The 21,003-nt window shown below is 44.0% G+C and carries 23 protein-coding genes; 18 read left to right on the forward strand and 5 right to left on the reverse strand.

Features of this window, described 5'->3' with window-relative positions:
• Positions 1-212: 212 nt before the first annotated feature.
• Positions 213-1,136 (reverse strand): L-lactate dehydrogenase, encoded by a 924-nt coding sequence (locus tag HUU49_04135; protein NUM25775.1) that lies wholly within the window; start codon positions 1,134-1,136, stop codon positions 213-215.
• Between the two features lie 143 nt (positions 1,137-1,279).
• On the opposite strand from HUU49_04135, the gene trxA reads away from it, so the two are divergent.
• The 4 genes from trxA to ppcA all read left to right on the forward strand — a co-directional run bounded on the left by trxA (position 1,280) and on the right by ppcA (position 5,313).
• On the forward strand, positions 1,280-1,606 hold the full coding sequence (trxA, locus tag HUU49_04140; GenBank protein NUM25776.1) for a thioredoxin: 327 nt from the start codon (positions 1,280-1,282) through the stop codon (positions 1,604-1,606).
• 11 nt (positions 1,607-1,617) lie between these two features.
• Positions 1,618-2,547, forward strand: a complete 930-nt coding sequence (gene trxB, locus HUU49_04145) for a thioredoxin-disulfide reductase (GenBank protein NUM25777.1) — start codon at positions 1,618-1,620, stop codon at positions 2,545-2,547.
• Positions 2,548-2,617: 70 nt separating this feature from the next.
• Positions 2,618-3,814 (forward strand): pyridoxal phosphate-dependent aminotransferase, encoded by a 1,197-nt coding sequence (locus HUU49_04150; GenBank protein NUM25778.1) that lies wholly within the window; start codon positions 2,618-2,620, stop codon positions 3,812-3,814.
• Positions 3,811-5,313: a phosphoenolpyruvate carboxylase gene (ppcA, locus tag HUU49_04155; GenBank protein NUM25779.1), complete on the forward strand. Its 1,503-nt coding sequence runs from the start codon at positions 3,811-3,813 to the stop codon at positions 5,311-5,313. The genes HUU49_04150 and ppcA overlap by 4 nt, the downstream gene beginning before the upstream one ends.
• Positions 5,314-5,416: 103 nt before the next feature.
• Here the strand turns inward: ppcA and HUU49_04160 are convergent, their stop codons facing one another.
• The gene (locus HUU49_04160) at positions 5,417-5,605 is read right to left on the reverse strand and encodes a hypothetical protein (GenBank protein ID NUM25780.1); all 189 of its coding nucleotides are present in this window, start codon (positions 5,603-5,605) and stop codon (positions 5,417-5,419) included.
• A 211-nt stretch (positions 5,606-5,816) separates the two neighbouring features.
• On the opposite strand from HUU49_04160, the gene HUU49_04165 reads away from it, so the two are divergent.
• From HUU49_04165 to HUU49_04225, 13 genes are all read left to right on the forward strand, one after another.
• Complete coding sequence (locus HUU49_04165; protein ID NUM25781.1) at positions 5,817-6,428, forward strand: ribonuclease HII; 612 nt, start codon at positions 5,817-5,819, stop codon at positions 6,426-6,428.
• Positions 6,429-6,471: 43 nt separating this feature from the next.
• Complete coding sequence (locus HUU49_04170; protein NUM25782.1) at positions 6,472-7,023, forward strand: methyltransferase domain-containing protein; 552 nt, start codon at positions 6,472-6,474, stop codon at positions 7,021-7,023.
• Positions 7,020-7,424, forward strand: a complete 405-nt coding sequence (locus HUU49_04175) for a hypothetical protein (protein ID NUM25783.1) — start codon at positions 7,020-7,022, stop codon at positions 7,422-7,424. Before HUU49_04170 ends, HUU49_04175 begins: the two co-directional genes overlap by 4 nt.
• 44 nt (positions 7,425-7,468) lie before the next feature.
• The gene (locus HUU49_04180) at positions 7,469-7,834 is read left to right on the forward strand and encodes a YraN family protein (protein ID NUM25784.1); all 366 of its coding nucleotides are present in this window, start codon (positions 7,469-7,471) and stop codon (positions 7,832-7,834) included.
• A 116-nt stretch (positions 7,835-7,950) separates the two neighbouring features.
• Positions 7,951-9,225 (forward strand): transcription termination/antitermination protein NusA, encoded by a 1,275-nt coding sequence (gene nusA, locus HUU49_04185; protein ID NUM25785.1) that lies wholly within the window; start codon positions 7,951-7,953, stop codon positions 9,223-9,225.
• A gap of 21 nt (positions 9,226-9,246) precedes the next feature.
• On the forward strand, positions 9,247-11,238 hold the full coding sequence (locus tag HUU49_04190) for a sodium-translocating pyrophosphatase (GenBank protein ID NUM25786.1): 1,992 nt from the start codon (positions 9,247-9,249) through the stop codon (positions 11,236-11,238).
• Positions 11,239-11,328: 90 nt separating this feature from the next.
• Positions 11,329-11,682 (forward strand): hypothetical protein, encoded by a 354-nt coding sequence (locus HUU49_04195; GenBank protein ID NUM25787.1) that lies wholly within the window; start codon positions 11,329-11,331, stop codon positions 11,680-11,682.
• 128 nt (positions 11,683-11,810) lie between these two features.
• Positions 11,811-13,094, forward strand: a complete 1,284-nt coding sequence (gene tig / locus HUU49_04200; protein NUM25788.1) for a trigger factor — start codon at positions 11,811-11,813, stop codon at positions 13,092-13,094.
• A 25-nt stretch (positions 13,095-13,119) separates the two neighbouring features.
• A complete protein-coding gene (locus tag HUU49_04205; protein NUM25789.1) occupies positions 13,120-13,965 on the forward strand; it encodes a deoxyribonuclease IV in 846 nt (281 codons plus the stop codon).
• Complete coding sequence (locus tag HUU49_04210; protein NUM25790.1) at positions 13,955-14,629, forward strand: queuosine precursor transporter; 675 nt, start codon at positions 13,955-13,957, stop codon at positions 14,627-14,629. The genes HUU49_04205 and HUU49_04210 overlap by 11 nt, the downstream gene beginning before the upstream one ends.
• The gene (locus tag HUU49_04215) at positions 14,620-15,120 is read left to right on the forward strand and encodes a metallophosphoesterase family protein (protein NUM25791.1); all 501 of its coding nucleotides are present in this window, start codon (positions 14,620-14,622) and stop codon (positions 15,118-15,120) included. The genes HUU49_04210 and HUU49_04215 overlap by 10 nt, the downstream gene beginning before the upstream one ends.
• 2 nt (positions 15,121-15,122) lie before the next feature.
• Positions 15,123-15,533 (forward strand): NUDIX domain-containing protein, encoded by a 411-nt coding sequence (locus HUU49_04220; protein NUM25792.1) that lies wholly within the window; start codon positions 15,123-15,125, stop codon positions 15,531-15,533.
• A 3-nt stretch (positions 15,534-15,536) separates the two neighbouring features.
• A complete protein-coding gene (locus HUU49_04225) occupies positions 15,537-15,764 on the forward strand; it encodes a DUF167 domain-containing protein (protein ID NUM25793.1) in 228 nt (75 codons plus the stop codon).
• A gap of 453 nt (positions 15,765-16,217) precedes the next feature.
• Here HUU49_04225 and HUU49_04230 read toward each other — a convergent pair whose 3' ends face one another.
• The 3 genes from HUU49_04230 to HUU49_04240 are packed head-to-tail and all read right to left on the reverse strand — an operon-like array spanning position 16,218 to position 18,755.
• Positions 16,218-18,089 (reverse strand): VanW family protein, encoded by a 1,872-nt coding sequence (locus HUU49_04230; GenBank protein NUM25794.1) that lies wholly within the window; start codon positions 18,087-18,089, stop codon positions 16,218-16,220.
• On the reverse strand, positions 18,086-18,340 hold the full coding sequence (locus HUU49_04235) for a hypothetical protein (GenBank protein ID NUM25795.1): 255 nt from the start codon (positions 18,338-18,340) through the stop codon (positions 18,086-18,088). Before HUU49_04235 ends, HUU49_04230 begins: the two co-directional genes overlap by 4 nt.
• A 7-nt stretch (positions 18,341-18,347) precedes the next feature.
• The gene (locus tag HUU49_04240) at positions 18,348-18,755 is read right to left on the reverse strand and encodes an Hsp20/alpha crystallin family protein (protein ID NUM25796.1); all 408 of its coding nucleotides are present in this window, start codon (positions 18,753-18,755) and stop codon (positions 18,348-18,350) included.
• Between the two features lie 171 nt (positions 18,756-18,926).
• On the opposite strand from HUU49_04240, the gene HUU49_04245 reads away from it, so the two are divergent.
• The gene (locus HUU49_04245; protein NUM25797.1) at positions 18,927-20,996 is read left to right on the forward strand and encodes a radical SAM protein; all 2,070 of its coding nucleotides are present in this window, start codon (positions 18,927-18,929) and stop codon (positions 20,994-20,996) included.
• Positions 20,997-21,003: the final 7 nt, after the last annotated feature.

Here is a 21,003-nt window from a genome sequence, read left to right on the forward strand (position 1 = left end):
TATCAGTGTCTTAGCTCCTCGCCTCGACTGACTTCAGCCGGTTTTTATTTTGATTTTTTTACAGCGCTAGATAGCGAAGCCATCATGATGCAAACACTATGTATGCACTTAAGCTTTTGCTAACGACAATATGTAATAATTTCTATTTCGTGCGGATTAATCGCGCACAGCATTATCTCCGGAGCCAATTAACGCGCAGTCAATTTTATTAATTATAATCCCTTAGTCACCGTCTTTAGCTGAGCCGCGGACTTTTGAAGCTGTTTTTTCTCTTGAGCCGAAATTTCTGGGTTTACTTTTTTAATAACTCCTGCGGCACCGACAATCGCCGGCATACTAAGACAGATGTTACGAATACCGTATTCGCCTTCAAGCAAATGAGAAATTGGCAAAACAGTTTTTTGATCAAATAAAATAGCGCGAACGATTGAAGTGATGCCCGAAGCAATCGCATAGTAGGTGGCTTGCTTGCCGGCAATAATGGCATAGGCCGCATTTTTGGCGGCGTCAAAAATTTGTTTCTTTTCGCGGTCGGATAATTTATGAAACTTATCAAGGAAGGTGTTGCCAATCATCGCCGTTGACCAAAGCGGCAGCTCGCTGTCGCCGTGTTCGCCGACAATATAGGCATGAACGCTGCGCGGATTAACATCAAGCTTCTGACCAATCAAAAAACGAAAGCGCGCTGAATCAAGCACTGTACCCGAACCAATGATCTGATTTTTTTTAGCCGGAAACATTTTAATGATTTGATAGGTCAACACATCAACCGGATTGCTGACTACCACCACAATCGCTTTGGGATTTTGTTTGAAGATATGGGGTGCAATCTCGCCGATAATCGCTGAATTTTTTTTGACTAAGTCCAGCCTGGTTTCGCCTGGCTTTTGAGCGGCCCCGGCGGTTATCACTACTACCTTACTGTCTTTAATATCGCTATACGAACCAACCTTCACTTTCGTGAAACTGCCAAACGGCACTGAGTGTTGCAAATCCATAACCTGTGAGGCAACTAGCTTGCGGTTAACATCAACCATCGCGATTTCCTGAGTTGAATCGTCACCAATCAGCGAATAAGCGGCCGTGGACCCGACCATGCCGGCGCCGATAATCGTAACTTTGTTTTTAGTAGACATAATAAAAAGCTATGATTTAAACCACTTAAAGTATACCAAAAATCCTAAAAAATTATTAGCTTGCCAGACCAAGTCCTTGGAGTTATAATGGGTAATATCACTTAAGCCATCGGGCTATTTTTTAACTCTTTAAGCGAACTATTATGGCCGAACTTACTTTTACTGACGAAAACTTCTCTCAAGAAGTTCTTAATTCACCCGTACCGGTGTTGGTTGATTTTTGGGCACCTTGGTGCGGTCCGTGCAAGATGCAGGGTCCGATTATTGAAGAGCTAGCGCGCGAATACGAAGGTAAAAACATCAAAATTGGCAAATTGAATGTTGACGAAGCGCCAAACGCTGCCAGCCGATTTCAAGTAATGAGCATTCCAACCCTCATGATTTTTCGAAACGGCCAGCCGATTGGTCAAATGATCGGCGTTCAGGACAAAAACACTCTTGCCAGCAAGCTCCAAGAACTCACTCAATAATGTCAGAAACTATTTATCAATTAATCGTTATCGGCGGCGGTATTTCAGCTCATACCGCTGCTTTGTATACTGCTCGTGATGGCATTAAAACACTGGTACTGACCGGATTGGAGCCTGATCAGTTAAGCATGACAACACTAGTAGAAAATTTTCCCGGTTTTCCCGACGGCATCATGGGTCCGGACTTGATTAGCAACGCCAAAAAACAGGCGGAAAAGTTTGGCGCTGAATATAAAAGCGAAAAAGTGCAAAAACTTGTCCCTGACCAAGGTGAATTTGAAGTCGTAACCGATCGCGGCACTTACCGCGGAAAAACTGTTATCATTTCAACCGGTGCGTCGGCCAACTGGCTTGGCGTCAAAGGTGAAAAAGAGTACATCGGCAGGGGAGTATCGGCTTGTGCCACCTGCGACGCCGCTTTCTTTCGTGATAAAAACGTTGTTGTCGTCGGCGGTGGCGATACCGCTATGGAAGAGTCGCTTGTTTTGACGCGGTTTGCGAAACATGTCACCATCATTCATCGCCGGGATTCCTTTAAAGCCAGCAAGATTATGCAAGACCGGGTGTTTGCTAAATCAGATCAGATTGCTATCGTTTGGAACACTGAAGTGGTAGAGGTAGTCGGCGACGGCAAATTTATTACCGGCCTAGTAATCAAAAACAATCAGACCGGCAATGTATCAGAAATAAAAACTGACGGCGTTTTTGTAGCGATTGGACACAAAACCAACGTTGAAGTGTTTAAAGATATCATTACCCTTGACGAACGCGGCTACATCGCAACTGATAAACTTGGCCAAACCAACATTCCGGGCGTATTTGCCGCCGGTGATGTTCAAGATCCCCACTTCAAGCAAGCCATCACGGCTGCTGGTTCCGGCTGTGCCGCCGCCTTGAGCGTTGAACGATATTTGGAAGATCTCAAAGAAAAAACCAAATAAACCACCCAGCACCCTCACCAAAATGAGGGTGCTTTTTTTTATCGGTCAAATAAACTATAATTGACTTATTATGCAACCAATTTTATCAAAAAGATCCAGTCGCGTATTAGCATCACCAATCAGAAAATTTCTACCGCTGGTGCGACAAGCCGAACACCAAGGTGTTGAAGTGATCAAACTCAACGTTGGCGATCCTGACATCCTGCCCCCGGCTGCATTTTTACAAACGGTTAAACAGTACCGTTCAAAAAATCTTGGATATGCTCCGTCGCCGGGCATCATTGAACATAACCAAGCCTGGGTCAAATATTATAAAAATTTTAACCTCCACTTAAAACCGGAAAATATTATTCCGACCGTCGGCTGTGCTGAAGCAATGTTGCTGGCGATGATTGCCGCCGCCGACCCCGGAGAAGAAATTTTAGTTTTTGAACCGCTCTACACCAGCTATAAAGGATTAGCCGCCAGCCTGAATATAAAACTTGTTCCCGTCACTCTCACCTTAGATAATAATTTTACCTTACCCAGGCGTTCTGAAATCATCAAAAAAATTTCCAAAAAAACCAAAGCAATCCTAATCGTCAATCCTGCAAATCCCAGTGGTAAAGTGCTCACCATACCCGAACTAAAAATGATTGGTGAGATTGCCACCAAATATAACCTGCTGGTCTTAGGTGACGAAACCTACCGCGAAATTGTTTTTGATACTAAGCCGTCCAGCTTGCTAACCATGACTAAAATTAGAAACCGCCTAATTGTTTTAGACAGCGCCTCAAAAAGATTTTCATTGCCCGGCGCGCGCATCGGCTGCTTGGTAAGTTATAATCAAGAAATCATGGCCACCCTGCTTCGCTTGGCGATGATTCGACTTTCCGCACCAACCCTTGAACAACTTGGCTTAATTCCGTTGCTCAACAACGCCAAAGGCTACACTAGAAAAATCACTAGTGAGTACCGCACTCGCCGCAACGTGCTCACCAAATCTCTGTTGCAAATCCCCGGCGTCGCTTGTCACAAACCTCAAGGCGCCTTCTACTTAATTGCCCGATTGCCAGTCAAAAACAGCGAAGACTTTATTAAATTTTTAATCACTGATTTTCGTCACCATAATCAAACAGTGATGTTAACGCCGGCCAAGGAATTTTATCTCACGCCCGGACACGGTACCAATGAGGTACGAATTGCCTATGTCCTTAACAGCACCAAACTGAAACGGGCGGCAACAATTATCGGCGAAGCATTAAAGAAATATCAAACCAAGCCATGAGACTGATCCCGGCCACCATGGCCACTCAACACCCCGACAATGCCTGTGCGCCGTATTGGGAAAAAGACGGCGACGGATTTGTTTCTACACGAGAGGAAACTTTAGAATGCTATTCAGCATTCAAGGATTTGGGTTGCCAAGAATTTATGTGGGACTGGGAAGGCAAATATGTTGATGAAGCTGTTGCCGACCGTCTGTTTTATAAATACCATCATTATTTTAAAGCCCAGCAGTTGGGGCGGGATAAGTTTTTGACTTTTCGCATCCCAAACATTCGCCACGAAAAAGGCTACGGCTTAGCCCGGGCGATGATGGGAATTTTAACGGCCGAAAACTTTGCCCGCGATCTCGGACTCCACACACCGCCAATCTTTGAGGTGATCTTGCCCATGACCGATCAGGCCAGCGACATTATACATATTCAAAAAACTTTCAGGCGTCTGGCGGAATTTAAAGCTAAGCTGTTTGGCGATGTCTGCAATTTCAACCAGCTTCACATCCTTCCTTTAATTGAAGACATCCCCGGACTGATCAATTGCCGCCAACTACTTGCCGAGTATCTTAAACTGTACCAAAAAGAATTTAAGCACCGTCCGCCGTACCTGCGGTTGCATATTGCCCGAAGCGACCCAGCCCTAAACAGTGGTCTAGTTCCCGCGGTTGTGGCTGGAAAAATTGCGCTTTCTGAATACCACCGATTTGGCCGGGAACATAAAATTAAAATCTTTCCGGCAATTGGTGTTGGCACTCTGCCATTTCGTGGCAGCTTGTCACCTAAACGCATTGATGACTTTCTCAAAGAATATCCGGGCATGAGAACCGTATATATCCAGTCGGCCTTTCGCTATGACTTCAAATTAAAAGAAGTAACGTCAGCAATTAAAAAGCTAAACACTAAGCTACCGCAGACTCCAATTAAAATCTACAGCCGCGCCGAACTCGTAGAAGCTAAAACCGTTTGTGAATTGTTTATGCCGCCCTACAAACAAACCGTTGAGGGTCTGGCTAACACCATCAACCGTCTCTCAAAACAGGTGCCAAGTAGGCGGGAGCGAAAATTACATATTGGGCTGTTTGGATATTCCCGGGGCATCGGCAAAAAACGTCTACCTCGAGCAATTCCGTTTACTGCCGTTTGCTATTCACTAGGATTGCCGCCGGAGCTGATTGGTACCGGGAGGGGATTAAGCCTGCTAAGCAAAACTAATATTGATATTGAAAAATACTACCGCAACTTTAAAAAAGATATTGTCTTAGCCGGTCGATTTTTAAATAAAAACAACCTGGCAATATTAAGTAAAAAAAATCGCCACTTTAAGGCCATTCAAAAGGATATATTTTTAATTGAGAAACATCTTGGCATCACCCTGGGACCCAAAACCAAGGCTGAGTGGCAACACCAAAAAATTTCTGCCGCCGTTCTAGCGCGCTGGCAGCAAAAAAAATCAATCAGTAAAAAAATTATTGCTTCCGGCAAATTGCGTCAGAGCTTAGGTTAACTGACTTGGGAATACACAAAAAGGCCTTCAGACTGGCCTTAAAAAAAATAAAGATGTGTTCCTTAGATTGTAAGGGTATCAACGTTGATTATCTCAACAATAGCTATGCAGTTAAATTCTTGTTCAGCGATCGTAGCAATACCTCATTCATCTCTTCCATCAGCAACAAATCGTGCAGAATCGCTCTCACCTTCGGATTGGTCGCCTGATTTTTCATCCGACGGTAACAATCCTGCAGCTCAAGTTCAGCGCTGATTGCTTGGCGCGCCGACTCAATAATTTTTCGAGACATACACCCTCCTCGAAAAAATTAATATTAAGGTTGTCTCTTAAATCTAGCCCCGGAAAATACTAAAGTCAACGGCTAAAAAATAGCTAGTTAAAGCTAAAAAATAATGACTGCCATAAAATCAAGACGCCATAGACACCAAACAACCTGTTATGATTAGCTTAATCACCATTCATCCATATTTTTTCCACATCTTATCAACTGCTAACAAATTATGAGGTACCCAAACAAACGGCAAGAAAAAAAATTACACCGCCACGGCTATAAGCTAATTGTCGGCATTGACGAAGCCGGCAAAGGCTCATGGGCTGGACCCATTGTTGCCGGAGCAGTTATCCTTAACCCGGATATTAAAATTAAAGGAATTAAAGATTCTAAACTACTACGCCGGCCTGACCGGGAGCGACTCTTTAAAGAAATAACTGCAAGCGCTATCGGTTGGTCTGTTGGAGTCGTCAGCAATCAATCGATCGATCGCCTGGGAATCACCGAGGCAAACAAGCTGGCGATGACCCGAGCTTTAAAAAAACTCGTCCCTCAACCGGATTGTCTTTTGATTGATGCCGTAGTTTTAGAATACAACAACATTAAAACCATTCCGATTATCGACGGCGACCATAAAGTTACCTCTATTGCCGCCGCCTCCATCATCGCCAAAGTCAGCCGCGACGCCTTAATGGACGAATTCGACGAGTCGTTTCCACAGTGGGGTTTCAAACAGCATAAAGGATATGGTACCGCTCACCATTTTCACATGATCAATGAACACGGCATCTGCGACCTTCACCGAAAAAGTTTTCGCCCAATTAAAGATTTCCTTAATTGAAAAACTGTTATATAATTAATGCTAGATAAAACCAACTGACCTTATGGTTTACATCTCCGGAGGCAATGAATTATTAGACCCAACCGAGATTCTAGCGCGGCTCGGGGTTAAACGCGGCTCACGCCTGGCCGATTTAGGCTGCGGGGGAGCTGGTCATTTTATTATTCCCGCCGCCCAAATAGTTGGCAGTAATACCACAGTCTATGCCGTTGACATCATGAAATCAGTTTTACGTTCAGTCACCAGCAAAGCAGCAATTGAGGGCGTAAACAATATCAAACCGATCTGGTCGAACCTGGAAGTTTTTAACGCCACCAAAATTCCCGACCAAAGCCTTGACTTCAGCCTGCTGATTAATATACTATTTCAATCAAAGGACGACGAAAGCATTATCCGCGAAGCGGTTCGCCTTCTGAAACCGGGGGGCAAATTGCTCGTCATTGACTGGAACAATGTACCATCTACTATTGGTCCGGCCGTCGATGACCGCATCAGCCCGGATGAAGTAAAAAAGATCTGTGCCAGACTAAAGTTAACACTGACTGATGAGTTTGATGCCGGCAATTACCACTTTGGATTAATTTTTACAAAATGATTGACTATCTAAAATACTTTTTTGATCCCGCCCACTTTTTAACGGTCCGGCCGCCGGCCATGAGTTTTCGCGCCATTGCCGTTTTGGCCATATTTTTTGCGGCCATCATACTCGTTGGCGTGGCCGGAAAACTGATTGAACGTAAAACCAAAGACGGTTTAAAAGTTAAGGCATACCGCCGAATTTTCAACTTCGGGCTGACGATGGGTATCTTGGGATACCTTTATTTATTCTTCGCCTGGCAAGGGGTAGTGCTATTATCCGCTCGATTCTTGCTGGCCATTTGGTTGCTGACGCTCTTACTCTGGCTTGGATTCATTATCAAATATTTAGTGCTTGACGTGCCAAAGCTTAGAAAAAATATTGACGAAAAACGGGCATTCAATAAATACATTCCGTAACTCCTGTCTTCAACATAGCGCACTCACCAAAGTAAGTGCGTTTTATGTTTTCCAAAAAAACTGTTGGCCGGCTAGGAGAAGATTTAGCTGCCAATTTTCTTAGAGATCAAGGTTACACAATTTTAGCCCGCAACTACGTTACTCGGCGCGGCGAAATTGACATTGTCTGCAAAAAAAATAAAACGATTATTTTTGTTGAAGTCAAAACTAGATCAAATAACACCTGCGGATATCCCGAAGAGGCGATCACCAAAACCAAGGCCGCTCATTTAATTAACAGCGCCTTTGAATATATGAAATACACTAAGCAGTCCTGGCAGATTGACCTGATAACCGTAGAATTATTTCGTCATCAGCCGCCAGTAATTACCCACTGGCCACAAATCATTGATGAAACCGCCCACTCTTGACAGGATCAGGCTAGGATTGCTATACTAAAAACACCTTAATTACTGAAACGGTTAGTATCATGGTAGCTCACGGCTGCCACTTTTTTTTAAAAAACAATTAATAAAAATAATTTATGATGAACCAATCTTCTATTGCCGAAGCGGTTAAGCAGATTTGCGATGAAAAAGGCATCACTGTTGAATCAGTGGTCCAAACCATTGAAGCTGCTTTAGCTGCAGCCTACCGTAAGGATTTCGGCGAAAAAAATCAAAACATTAAAGTTGAATTTGATCTGGAAACCGGCAAAGCCAAAGTGTTTGACGTTAAAACCGTGGTTGAAGATCAGCCCGAAGAAGACCTCACAGAAGAAGGCGAAGGTGAAACACCAGAAAAAAAGGCTGAAAACGAAGTTGACGAAAATGGCGAAGAGGTAAAACGATTCAATCCAAAAACTGATATTCAGATTACCGACGCCAAAGTAATCAACAAAAAATATGAACTGGGTGACGAAATTAAAACACCTCTAGAAATTCCTGGCGATTTTGGTCGGATGGCAGCCCAAACCGCCAAACAAGTTATTGTTCAGAAGCTGCGCGAAACCGAACGAGAAACCATCTACGAAGAATTCAAAAAGTTAGAAGGCGAAATTATGGTCGGCACTGTCCAGCGACGAGAAGGCCATTTAGTTTTAATGGATTTAGGCCGAACCACCGCCCTATTACCGCCTGAAGAACAAATTCGAAGCGAAAATTATGTTCCGGGAGCTCACTTTAAAGTGTTTATCTTAAGTGTTAACCAAACTACTAAGGGTCCGGAAATTATCGTTTCCCGCTCGCATCCGGAAATTGTCAAAAAATTGTTCTCGCTGGAAATTCCAGAAATCGCTAGCGGTGCAGTGCAAATCAAAGCTGTTTCTCGCGAAGCCGGCTCACGTTCCAAAATTGCTGTTCACACCGACCAGGAAAATATTGATCCAATTGGTTCATGTATTGGTCAGCGCGGCGCTAGAATTCAAACCATTATCTCAGAGCTCAAGGGAGAAAAAGTTGATATCATTAAATACAGCGAAGACCCGCAGGAATATATTGCTAACGCCTTAAGCCCCGCAAAAATCTTAGACATCAAAACCGATGACAGCGAAAAAATCGCCACCGCCAAAGTCGCTGAAGATCAATTGTCGCTCGCCATTGGTAAATCCGGCCAAAACGTCCGGCTCGCCGCCAAACTTACTGGCTGGAAAATTGACATCATTTCTGAAGCCGGAAAAAAAGTTGAGGAAGAAGCTGATGATGAGATAAACGACGAAGACGAGGCAACAGGTGAAGAATCGGCTGAAACTAAAGAGGAAAAAACGGGCGATATTAAGGCCCCTAAAGAGAAAAAAACCAAAAAATCTAAAAAAGATTCTTAATTCATAATGTTTGATTTTGCCATGTCTCAATTTATTTTATGGTCGGCCGCGATCGCGGTTATTGGACTGATCGTCGCCATTTGGCTAGCCACACGCATTAAAGCCATTGAGGTGACTAATGAACGTGCGAAAGAAATTTCGTCATACATTCGCGAGGGAGCAATGACATATCTTAATAAACAATATCGCGTACTCGGCGCGTTCATCACTGTTGTTGCGTTGCTAATTTTCTTTATCCCGGGATTCAGCTGGCAAACCGCTGTTCAATTTGTATTCGGAGCGGTCATTTCAATCGTTGCCGGTAATATCGGCATGCGAATTGCCACCAACTCAAACGCCAAGACTGCCGAAGCGGTCAAAGACGACATTGCCAAAGGTCTGCAAGTTGCGTTTTTTGGTGGTAGCGTTGCCGGTCTTTCAATTGTTGCGCTGGGACTATTGGGTGTGATTACTTGCTTTATTTTATTTTTTGACGCCGCTAATCCAGAAAGTATGTTTGGATTTGCCTTTGGTGCTTCTTCAGTCGCGCTCTTTGCCCGTGTTGGTGGAGGTATCTACACTAAAGCCGCTGACGTTGGTGCAGACTTGGTTGGAAAAGTTGAGGCCGGTATCCCGGAAGACGACCCAAGAAATCCAGCTGTAATCGCCGACAATGTTGGTGATAATGTTGGTGATGTAGCTGGCATGGGCGCTGACTTATATGAAACATACGTTGTGGCCATCATCTCGGCTACCGCGTTGGGCGCTTTGAGCGCTGCCACCTTTGGCGAACAAGCAATTTTTGTTCCAATGCTATTGGCCGCAATGGGAATCTTAGGAACTTTAGCTGGTAATTTAGTAGTAAAATTTTACAAAAATCCAAAACCGCATATCGTTATGAACACCGCCATTATGGTGGCCAATGTTACTACGATTATACTTGCCATCCCGATTATTCAAAACTTATTACCGGGAAACTTTAATGCGTTCTGGGCATTGGTTGCCGGACTAGTTGCCGGCGTGGTTATCTCGGCTGGTACTGAATATTTCACCTCTGACCGTTACCGCCCAACCCAAAAAATTGCTGAAGCCGGTGAAACTGGTGCGGCAACTGTTATCATTTCAGGGCTCGCCAGTGGCATGTTATCAACCATTGTTCCGATTGCCTGTGTTTCCGCCGCCACTTTGATCTCATACGAATTGGCCGGACTCTACGGCATTTCAATCGCTGCCATTGGTATGTTGGCATCGCTTGGTATTACTTTAGCAACTGATGTCTATGGTCCGATTACCGACAACGCTGCCGGTATTGCCGAAATGGCTGATATGGGGGCTGAAACCAGACAAAAAGCTGAAGTGCTTGATGCAGTCGGCAATTCAACCGCCGCCATTGGTAAAGGTTTTTCCGTTTCAGCGGCCGCTCTCATTGGCTTGGTATTATTAATCAGCTACTCCGAATTAGTTCACCTGGAAGTTATTAACTTGCTTAATGCTAAAGTGTTGGTTGGTTTATTTATTGGCGGCTTGTTGCCATTTGTGTTCGCCGCCCTCACCATGCAATCAGTTGGCAAGGCCGCTTATGCCATGGTTAAAGAAGTACGCCGACAGTTCAAAGAAATTCCCGGACTAATGGAAGGAACCGGCAAGCCAGATTACAAAAATTGTGTTGCTATTTCTACAAACGCCGCCATCAAAGAAATGATGCTGCCTGGCATTTTAGCCATCGTCACCCCGATCTGTGTCGGTTTTGGGCTCGGTCCAAGCGCTCTTGGTGGTTTCCTGGCCGCCTCCATGACCGTTGGCTTCTTAATGGCAATTTATATGGCTAACGCCGGGGGCTCCTGGGACAATGCCAAAAAATATGTTGAGGCCAATCATCTTGGCGGCAAAGGTTCGGCTGTCCATAAGGCCACCGTTATTGGCGACACGGTTGGTGATCCGTTCAAAGACACTTCCGGTCCGGCTGTAAATATTATGATTAAGGTTGTTGCGACCACTTCCGTTGTTATCGCTCCGCTACTGCTGTTATTCTAACAATAATTTTCAAAACGAGGCCGAAAAAAGATCTAGGCCTCGTTTTTTTTATCTGCTATAATGAAAATCTAACTTCTAAATTAAGATCTAATGAAAGACTTACATTCCGTTTTTAGCCAAACTCAAAAATTAAAAAAAGAACAAAAAGAGATTCGCGGTGCCTACAAAGATGCCCTAAAAAGTTCTGACTCCTACCAAAAAATCCTAGACGAAATTGCTGATTTAAAAACCCGTAAAAAAGAAATTGAAGATGGCATCAAGCTTGAAATGAAGTCCTCCTTTGAAAAGTTAGAAAATTTAAAATATGACATTGAAACCAATAATGAACTAATGAGCGACATCGCCTTAAACCAATTCGTGAAAGGCGAACCAATTCAGCTCAAGGACGAATACGATAACGAGTATGAACCGATTTTTTCTGTCCGGTTTAGAAAACTAAGCTAATCTGATAAAAAATAAGATTATTTTAAATAATCTTATTTTTTATCACAAATCATTGACTTACCAGGCCTTTTTTGTTAGGCTAAGGAGGCGTATAAAACGCTTTTTATTTTTAAAATCTGTTAACTATCATGAAAGTTGAAGTTAAAAAACTCGAACGGGGCACTGCGGAACTAACTATTGAACTGACCGTCGAAGAATACCAGCCGTTTTTGGAACAGGCCGCCAAAGAAATTTCCAAACACACCAAAATTCCTGGATTTCGTCCGGGCAAAGCTGATTTAGAAACCGTTAAAAAGAAGGTTGGCGAAGCTGAAATCTGGAACCAGGCATTGGAACCGGCCATTCATAAAACGTTTGTTCAGGCGCTTGATGAACAACAGCTAATTACCGTTGGAAATCCGCAGGTTGATATTGTAAAACTCGCACCCGGTAATCCGGTAGTGTATAAAGCAATTGTCAGCTTGTTGCCAAAAGCGGAAATCGCCGATTATAAAACCATTACTGTTGCCAAAAAATCGATTACCGTCAGCGATGAGCAAATCAACAAAATTATTGATGACATCCGCAAGGGTCGTAGCGCCGAAGCAGTGGTTAATCGTGAAGCCAGAATGAATGACAAGGTTGAAATCGACTTTGAAACTTTTATGGATAAAGTACCGATTGAACACGGCGAACAAAAAAAATTCCCGCTCGTGATTGGTGAAAAAACTTTTATTCCTGGTTTTGAAGAACAACTGGTCGGCATGAAAAAAGGTGAAACCAAAAAATTTCAATTAGAATTTCCAAAAAACTACCACCAAAAAAATCTGGCTGGACGTCTGGCAGATTTTTCAGTTGTGTTGCACGAAGTCTATGAACTAAGCTTGCCGGAAATTAACGACGAATTTGCCGCTACCCTTGGCAACTTTAAAACAGTTGCCGATCTAAAAGATCAGATTAAAAATAACCTCACGCTTGAAGAAGAACACAAAGAATCGCGCCGGCTGGAAGAAGAAATTTTGGATAAAATTATTGAGCAGTCAAAATTTGAGGACATTCCCGATGTACTCATCGATTCGGAAACCAAAAAAATGGTTGATGAGCTTGAACATAACTTAAGCCATCAGGGAATTAAATTTGACGAGTACCTCACTCACCTCAACAAAACCAAGGCTGACCTCTTGCTTGATTTTGTCCCTCAGGCTATTAAACGAGTGAAAAGCGCTTTAATCATCCGCAGTGTCGCTGACAAAGAACACGTCAAAGCAACTGATGAAGATATTCAAAATGAAATCATGAAAACGCTTGAGGCCTATGGTGGTAATCCGGACGTTGAAAAACAACTCAGCTCTCAGGCATACCGCGATTACCTCAAAAATATTATTGCCTCACAGAAAGTAGTTGAACACCTCAAGTCAGTGATGGTAAAATAGAATTGTTATTCTTCAAACTAACATTATGGAGTTTGGACATCACGTCTCAATTGCCGGCGGCGTTTTTAATGCCCCGGCCAATGCCGCAACTGTGGGTGGTGAAATCTTTCAAATGTTCACCCGGTCACCGCGCGGCGGCAATGCCCCAAAACTGACCGATGACATCGTTGATTTGTTCAAAACCAACTGCCAAAAATTTGGTTTTAAACATTACTATGTTCATACTCCGTACTACATTAATTTTGCTTCAACAAATCAAAAAATTTACCAGGCATCGATCAGGATTATTCGCGAAGAACTTGAACGAAGTTCGCTCCTAGGAGTCAAGGCCGTCATGACTCACCTCGGCAGTTCAAAAGATACAACTCGCGCCAAAGCGATTGATTTGGTTGCCGCCGGATTAATCAAAGCTTTAACCGGCTACCAAGGCACTGCGCAATTCTTGATTGAAATTGCCGCCGGCTCAGGTAATGTTATTGGCGACACTTTTGATGAAATAGCAACTATTATCAAAAAAGTTCAACCAAAAGTAAAAACTACGCTTGGTGTTTGTTTTGACACCGCTCACGCCTTTGCTTCCGGCTATGATTTACGAACCAAGCAAGCGGTCAATAAAACTTTTGATCAGTTTGATCAGCTAGTCGGCCTGGAAAAACTTATTTTGATTCACGGTAACGACAGCTTGGTTGATTTTGGCGCTCGCGTTGATCGACACTGGCACATTGGCCAAGGTAAAATCGGTCTGGAAGGTTTTCGTAGCATCATCAATCACCCCAAACTAAAAAAAGTTGATATGATTCTTGAAACCCCTGATTACACCTGGGATAAAAAAAACTTAATGACTGTAAAAAAAATCCGCGATGCTCGATAACAGCGTTCTTTTTATTTTAGAGGCACTGGTAACACTACTATTTGTTCTCATCGCTTTTAGGCTCGGCAAAACCTGGCTCATAGCTTTAATAGCCGTCTCTGTTGTTTTAATGAATATTTTTGTTATTAAAGGGATGTATTTATTTGGCTTGGCAGTTACCGGTGGCAATGTACTCTACGGTTCAACTTCACTGGCAATTGACGTGATTAATGAGCATTATGGCAGAAAAGAAGCAACTAAGGCCGTAATGACCGGATTTTTTGTCACTGTTTTTTTTCTTATCAGCAGTCAATTTATTTTACATTTTCAACCAGCCGATTATGATATTGCCCAAAGCTCATTGGCAACTTTATTCACTCTGACACCAAGAATTGTCATTGGTTCAATGATTGCCTATTTGGTAGCTGAAAATTTAGATGTTTGGTTGTTTACTAAAATTAAAAAACTGACCGGCGAAAAATATTTATGGTTACGCGCCACTGGCTCAACTTGGATTTCACAACTAGTTGACTCAATTACTTTTACCGTCATTGCTTTCGCTGGTGTTTATCCGCTATTTGATTTAATTTTATTTACTTACCTCATTAAAATTATTGTTTCGATATTAGACACTCCTTTTATTTACCTTACTCGTCATTTTAAACCAAAAGAATTATGCAACTAGCCATCTGGTCGGACTCCCACGACAACATCCCCAACATCCAAAAAGCTTTAGCCTATCTTAAACAAAGAAATATTACTTTTATGATCCACTGCGGCGATTTAGCCGCGCCGGCCGTAATCAAAAAAGAGCTTGGCCCAAACTTTAATGGTGAAGTTCATTTTATTCACGGCAACGTCGCCGATCGCGAACTAAACCAAAAAGTTGCCGCTGAATTTAAAAATATTACCTGCCATGGGGACCAAGGTGAATTAGCAATTGACGGCAAAAAAATTGCTTTCAATCACTACCCCGAAGAAGCCAAAAAATTAGCCGAAACTGGTAAATATGATGTTGTCTTTTATGGCCATAATCACATTCCCTGGGAAGAAACTATTGGTCAAACTAAACTATTAAATCCGGGAACGCTGGCCGGAATGTTTGCCAAAGCAACTTTTGCTGTTTATGACACCAAAACCAATACTGCGGAATTAATCTTATTAGAAAAAATATAATTATGACTCCCAAAATTTTTGTTGCCACTAAAGCATTTATTGTTCACCAAGGAAAAGTTTTAATTGTTCGTGAATCTACGAATTATGGTGAGGGGACGAATGCCGGAAAATACGACGTCGTTGGCGGTCGCGTTAAACCAGGCGAAAATTGGAGTGACAGTTTAAAACGTGAAGTCAAAGAAGAAACCGGACTCGATATCCAAATCGGTAAACCGTTTTATGTCGGTGAATGGCGACCAGTTGTTAATAATGAACCGTGGCAGGTGGTTGGAATATTTTTTGAGTGTCACGCTACCACCGACCAAGTTCAACTCAGTCAGGATCATGACGATCACCAATGGATTGAACCGGCCAATTTCAAAGAGTATGATTTAATTCCCAATCTCAATGAGGCATTTGAAGCCTATCTATAGAATATGCCTAAAACTATTACCGTCAAAGTCACTCCGCGTTCAAGTAAAACTGAAATCATTGAGGAGTCGGATACCTTTCTAAAAATTAAACTCAAATCTTCGCCGCTCAAAGGGGAGGCAAATACTGAATTAATAAAATTTCTATCCAAACACTACAAAATTGGCAAATCTCAAATTGAAATAGTTAAAGGCTTGACCTCTCGGGAAAAATTGATTAGAATCTTACAATAAAGTTTTAAAGTCAAAAACAAAAACCGCCCAAAAGCGGACAAATTATAAAAAAATCGCCTAATTAAGCGGTTTTTTCGTTTTCCTAAGGAAAAACTATTGACAAAGTCTGGCCTTTGTGCTATTATGACCAGTTACCTTGAAAACTAAAAATCTGTCTAGAAGTCTGCAGACTGCCCAAACAGGGTCATCCTCCGGAGTGCTTCTTGTGCGCTACACAAGGAGGGGCTTCATTGTGTCTGTGGAATTTTGGGTAGCAGGTATGAAACCTTGTACCTTTTCAACAACAAACCTCCTTTCATCTGCTATCCAATGTTCTGCAGGCACGACAAGCACGAAGTTTCTTTTCTGGAAAATCTGGCTCAGGCTCGATTTTTCCAAAAAATAACCTTCTTGTCTGCAGACTTCTGAACAGATTTCTGTTCTTACTACGGAAGTCGCCTACTGGCGGCTTTTTTAGTTATTAACGTCCGCTGCGGCACCCGGATCAACAACCGCCTCGGTTGTTGTTGCGGCTACCGGGTCAACACCAACCATCCAAACTTCTGGCCATGCCACATAATGACTCTTAAATTCCTGCTCTTTAACTTCGCCGTTTGGATAGATAATGGTGTATTTAAAATAGGTGTCGGCTCCCGGATGGGCTGATTCAACTTTTTTCTTTTCGCCAGGCGCCAACTCCGTTGTTTCAATGTAGCGCGGCGCACCAGGACTGGTAACGTTATAAATTGTTGGCGGATCAGGATCAATAATTGCCTGGCGGCCGTCTTTGGTGCCGTAGAATTCGAAAACCAAAGTATCGCCTTCCATTTTAGCAATAAACAAAATATGGTACCCGGTGTCATTTAAAAATTTCAAATCCGGCGCGGGGTCATAAATGGTGGCATCCATGCCCGCCGGTTCATAATAGACAACTCGATATGAATGATTGCGGCGCTGCACAATCGGCAAACCAGAGTATAGCGCTGCCCGAAATGTTGTGGTACCAATTTGGCATAAGCCGCCGCCGTATTCCGGAACGGTTCGATTACCTTTAATCACTAACTCCTGCAAATACCCATTTTCACCGTCGATTTCTCCCAACGCATCGAGCAACGAAAATTCTTCGCCGGGGGCAATCAAAATACCGTCCAGACTCTTTGCACCGGTAGCGATATTATGCCGGCGATTTTTCGGACTGCCGGCAAAATTTGATGTGCCGCGCCCGATCAATTCCTTGATGCCTAAATTATTTAATTCTGAAGTTGCGACTTTAGCCGGATCAACTTCCACCACCAATTCAATCGGCAGGGCGCTGCCAATAATAATTTGTTGATTAATCTTCTCATAGCTCGCATCAACGCTCAGCTTTTTACCATCTTGGCTGCTTTGAAATTCCGTAACACGATCACCTTCAAGCGTAAACTTAGCATCACTGGCCGGCACGTCAATATCTTTTGCCAAAGGTGTTAAAAACTCAACAACTTTATCTTTATTAAAACCGACAACAATTTCGCCTTCTAATTCCTGGAACTCAAGCCAATTAACAAACTCCGCTTTTGGCACTGTCCAGCTTTGATCTTCATAAGCCAAAGTCAATTCATCAATCACTAAAATCTTTTCGATACTGTTGACAGCTGACGCGGTTTGATTTTTTTTGATTGCCGGCTCCTGGAACACTAAGTCCATTTGGATTGGTTCAAAATTCAAGGCTGTAATCTGATTAACCAGTTTATCAACTGCCAAATCATAATCAAACAAATATCCGGATTCTTCGCCAGTCACTGCAACGCTATCGCCGTCAATTTTTAAACCGGCATTTACTGGTGGCTTTTCCATTTCCGATAAACTGGAGCGCAGCGCATTCAACAGCTCGGCTCGATCAAGATTGTAACTAATTTGCACGCTAGTACCCGACACTAAAGCCTTAGCCTGAGCGGCAAGGTCGCCAAACCAGCTGCTGCGCCGACCGACTTGCCAGGCCTCGTCTGCCGTTTTATTCCAGTCAAAAGTCAAAATCGGCTTGGCTAAATCGGGATCAGCCGCTGTGATAGTAATGGGGTTAATCACCACTTCTTTTTCTAAAGTTTTAAAAACTAAACCTTTAGTTTGAATATTTTTTTCAATGCTATCCAAATAGCCCAAGACCTGCTGTCGCGATTGTCCGCCAACATCCAGATAGCCAATTTTTACCCCCCGATAAAACTTCTTAGCATAAGACTGTTCATACACTACTACTCCCGTAATCAACACTGTCACGAGAACCAAAAAAAAGACGGCGAAAATCAACCATCTTTTTTTACTTACAACCATCTTTTTGTTTTCCTCGCTATGCTTGCTTGGCGTCATTTTGTTTTTCCGTCTTTTAAAATCTCATTAAGGATTGCTTTGGCAATCTGTGTCTGCTCTTCCTGATCGGTCACGGCGGTTGAAAGAGTTATCCTGACATTGCTACCGACTTCACAATCAGCCGGCAAATCTTTAATTGGCCAGGTCAGGCGCTGACCGTCATCGGTAATAATCACTGCATCTTTATTTTCAAACTTTTCCAGACGAGCCGATAAAAACCGACGACTACGATTATGCTCTAGGTGTTTCATGGTAATGTTAGTCTTGCGAAACCTCAATCGGAATAGTAGTCCGTCGCTGGGTTTTTGGCAAGGTAATTGTTAAAACCCCATTTTTCAAAGTTGCCGATATCTTATCAGTTTTTACTTCAACTGGCAAAATAATCGACCGCGAAAAGCTCCCCCAGTAACACTCTTGATAAAAATAATCAACCGCTTCGTCATTAACCACCTCCGAACGACGCTCGCCCCGGATGGTAAGCATGTCATTATTCAAAGATATTCTCAGGTCTTCTGCCTTTACCCCAGCAATCGCTGACTTGATATAAATATTCTTCTGATCCTGATAAACATCAAGCAACAACTGGCCCTCCGTTTCGTCTTCAAACCAGTCGGATGAATTATCAAAATTAACTACCTCCAATTTTTGTTTTCCCCCGTTTGTCATTTTTGATTTTAACGCGTAAGTTACCCTTATTATAAAAAAAATAAAAAGAAAAATCAAGGTGAGTACGGTAGAAAAAATCGTCATTTTATGCTATACATAACCTACGAACGTTGACAAAAGTACTGTTGGAATATAAAGGACACAACCATTACCAGAAAGGAGGCTGTTGCCTTGGACAAAACCGAAACTGCCATCAGGCGTCGGGTGGTGGTGTTGCTAGTGCAACCAACCACCTATGACGACCGCGGCTATCCGCTCTCGTTTTGGCGGGGCGTCTTACCGTCAAATACCTTGAGAGTTATGGAAAGCCTTACGCACCAAGCGTTTAGCGAATCGAATGTTCCGGTCACCGACTGGGAAGTGCACAGTTTTAATGAAACGGTCTCGGCCGAGAGAATTAAGCGGCCGCGCCGACTAGTCCAGCGCTATCGTCAAAGCGGCGCGCAAGTCATTGTCGGACTCGTTGGTGTTCAGACCAACCAGTTTGTTCGGGCCCGCGATTTAGCCCGCGACTTTCTTGCAGCCGGCGTGCAGGTGGTCATCGGAGGATTCCACGTCAGCGGCTCAATCAGCTCAATGACCTGGGGCATTTCAACCGACGACACCAAACGCCAGGGCATTCCGTGCCCCGGTATTGTGCCGCCAGAAATTCTGGGCCTAATCAGTGAAGGCGTTATCGTCTTTCACGGTGAAGCCGAAACTGTCTGGCGCCAGACCCTGATTGATTTAGTGTCAGACAATATGCCCGCCAAACCAACGCTGGCCGAGATCGAACGCTTGATCAAAAGTCGGCAGACCATCCCCGGCGTGTTTTATATCGGCGGACGACCGGCACTAACTGACGCGCCACTGGCAGCCTACCCGGTTGATCGCGGACGATACGCTGCCACCATGGGCACCATCGACACTGGCCGCGGCTGCCCGTTTGCTTGCAGTTTTTGTACCATTATTAATGTTCAGGGACGCGACCCCCGTTGGCGGGATCCGCAACTGATCATCCAAATGGTCAAAGACATTTGCCGGCAACATGGTAGCTTCTGGGCATTTTTCACCGACGACAACCTCGCGCGCAACCCACACATGCGCGAACTGCTTGAAGGCCTTGCTAGCCTGCGCCGCCAAGGCTATCAAGTCTCTTTCATGGCCCAGGCCGATCTGGCAAGCTTTCACAATATTCCCGGTTTCGGCGAAGCGCTTGCCCAAGCCGGCTGCCGCCAAGTGTTTTTAGGGATGGAAACGGTTAACCCTGAAAGTCTCAAACAAGCACGCAAGCGGCAAAACCGTCCCGAAGATTATGCCTGGCTGTGTGAACATCTGCACCAGCTAGACATTATGGTTCATGTCGGCTACATCGTTGGTTTCCCCAACGACACGCCGCAAAGCGTCATTGAAGACGTCAAAACAATTCGCTCGCTAGGAGTTGATATGGCGTCGTTTTACATCCTGACGCCGCTACCAGGTTCGGAAGACCACGTTCGCCTGGTCAACGCCGGTGTCGCGATGGATGACGACTTCGATCGGTACGATTCGTTTCATGCGGTGACCGATCATCCGCTGATGACTCGCAAACAACTGGAAGCAACCCATCGCCAGGCGTTCAAAGAGTTTTATCGGTCACACCATATGATCAACTCGCTACGACTGGCAAGCCAGCAGCGTTTCCGGGGTTTGTTTGGCGGTTACTTATGGTACCGTAACAGCATTTTGGGTGAACGCATTCACCCGATGATGTGCGGCTTTTGGTCAGTGCGCCGGCGTCGTGAACGTCGAGTCGACTGGCCGAAAGAAAGCTTCGTGACATTTTGGTCGCAGGAGTTGTGGCACCGCCTGCGCTACTTCGGCCAAACCATCGCCAACTTCTTTATTTTCCAGCATGTCTACTTTGAATCTCGACTGTCGGAAGAAATCGCTCGCTTTGCCGCAGACAATCGTTCGGCGCTTGGTCGCTGGCTAAAACGAAAAACCAAGCTGCCAATCGAAAAACTCCGGCTGGAAAAAGAGCCTGTTCTCAAAATGATGTCGCGTGAACTCACCGGCATTTCTGACTGGGTAGTCCGTACCTTTAGCCTCCCGCCGAGTCGAGCCTGGCTGAATGCCTTTTGGGTCAAGTATGGCCGCCAAAAGTGGGGACTTCTCTGGAAGCCTCATTGGCACCTCAAAATGGTGCCCTATGCAGTCACCGAAGTGATCTTTGCCTTACGGTTTGGGCTAACCTTGGCCCACCACTTTAGTTGCCGCTAATAAGGTA

The organism is Candidatus Buchananbacteria bacterium, assembly GCA_013359225.1.
In the GTDB taxonomy this organism is placed as follows: Bacteria; Patescibacteriota; Patescibacteriia; order Buchananbacterales; family UBA6539; genus JABWCG01.

Bases quoted from the DNA above. Each gene is read 5' to 3' on its own strand.
- HUU49_04135 (NUM25775.1), bottom strand. From the start codon at position 1,136: ATGTCTACTAAAAACAAAGTTACGATTATCGGCGCCGGCATGGTCGGG.
- trxA (NUM25776.1), top strand. From the start codon at position 1,280: ATGGCCGAACTTACTTTTACTGACGAAAACTTCTCTCAAGAAGTTCTT.
- HUU49_04150 (NUM25778.1), top strand. From the start codon at position 2,618: ATGCAACCAATTTTATCAAAAAGATCCAGTCGCGTATTAGCATCACCA.
- ppcA (NUM25779.1), top strand. From the start codon at position 3,811: ATGAGACTGATCCCGGCCACCATGGCCACTCAACACCCCGACAATGCC.
- HUU49_04160 (NUM25780.1), bottom strand. From the start codon at position 5,605: ATGTCTCGAAAAATTATTGAGTCGGCGCGCCAAGCAATCAGCGCTGAA.
- HUU49_04165 (NUM25781.1), top strand. From the start codon at position 5,817: ATGAGGTACCCAAACAAACGGCAAGAAAAAAAATTACACCGCCACGGC.
- HUU49_04170 (NUM25782.1), top strand. From the start codon at position 6,472: ATGGTTTACATCTCCGGAGGCAATGAATTATTAGACCCAACCGAGATT.
- HUU49_04175 (NUM25783.1), top strand. From the start codon at position 7,020: ATGATTGACTATCTAAAATACTTTTTTGATCCCGCCCACTTTTTAACG.
- HUU49_04180 (NUM25784.1), top strand. From the start codon at position 7,469: ATGTTTTCCAAAAAAACTGTTGGCCGGCTAGGAGAAGATTTAGCTGCC.
- nusA (NUM25785.1), top strand. From the start codon at position 7,951: ATGAACCAATCTTCTATTGCCGAAGCGGTTAAGCAGATTTGCGATGAA.
- HUU49_04190 (NUM25786.1), top strand. From the start codon at position 9,247: ATGTCTCAATTTATTTTATGGTCGGCCGCGATCGCGGTTATTGGACTG.
- HUU49_04195 (NUM25787.1), top strand. From the start codon at position 11,329: ATGAAAGACTTACATTCCGTTTTTAGCCAAACTCAAAAATTAAAAAAA.
- tig (NUM25788.1), top strand. From the start codon at position 11,811: ATGAAAGTTGAAGTTAAAAAACTCGAACGGGGCACTGCGGAACTAACT.
- HUU49_04205 (NUM25789.1), top strand. From the start codon at position 13,120: ATGGAGTTTGGACATCACGTCTCAATTGCCGGCGGCGTTTTTAATGCC.
- HUU49_04210 (NUM25790.1), top strand. From the start codon at position 13,955: ATGCTCGATAACAGCGTTCTTTTTATTTTAGAGGCACTGGTAACACTA.
- HUU49_04215 (NUM25791.1), top strand. From the start codon at position 14,620: ATGCAACTAGCCATCTGGTCGGACTCCCACGACAACATCCCCAACATC.
- HUU49_04220 (NUM25792.1), top strand. From the start codon at position 15,123: ATGACTCCCAAAATTTTTGTTGCCACTAAAGCATTTATTGTTCACCAA.
- HUU49_04225 (NUM25793.1), top strand. From the start codon at position 15,537: ATGCCTAAAACTATTACCGTCAAAGTCACTCCGCGTTCAAGTAAAACT.
- HUU49_04230 (NUM25794.1), bottom strand. From the start codon at position 18,089: ATGACGCCAAGCAAGCATAGCGAGGAAAACAAAAAGATGGTTGTAAGT.
- HUU49_04235 (NUM25795.1), bottom strand. From the start codon at position 18,340: ATGAAACACCTAGAGCATAATCGTAGTCGTCGGTTTTTATCGGCTCGT.
- HUU49_04240 (NUM25796.1), bottom strand. From the start codon at position 18,755: ATGACAAACGGGGGAAAACAAAAATTGGAGGTAGTTAATTTTGATAAT.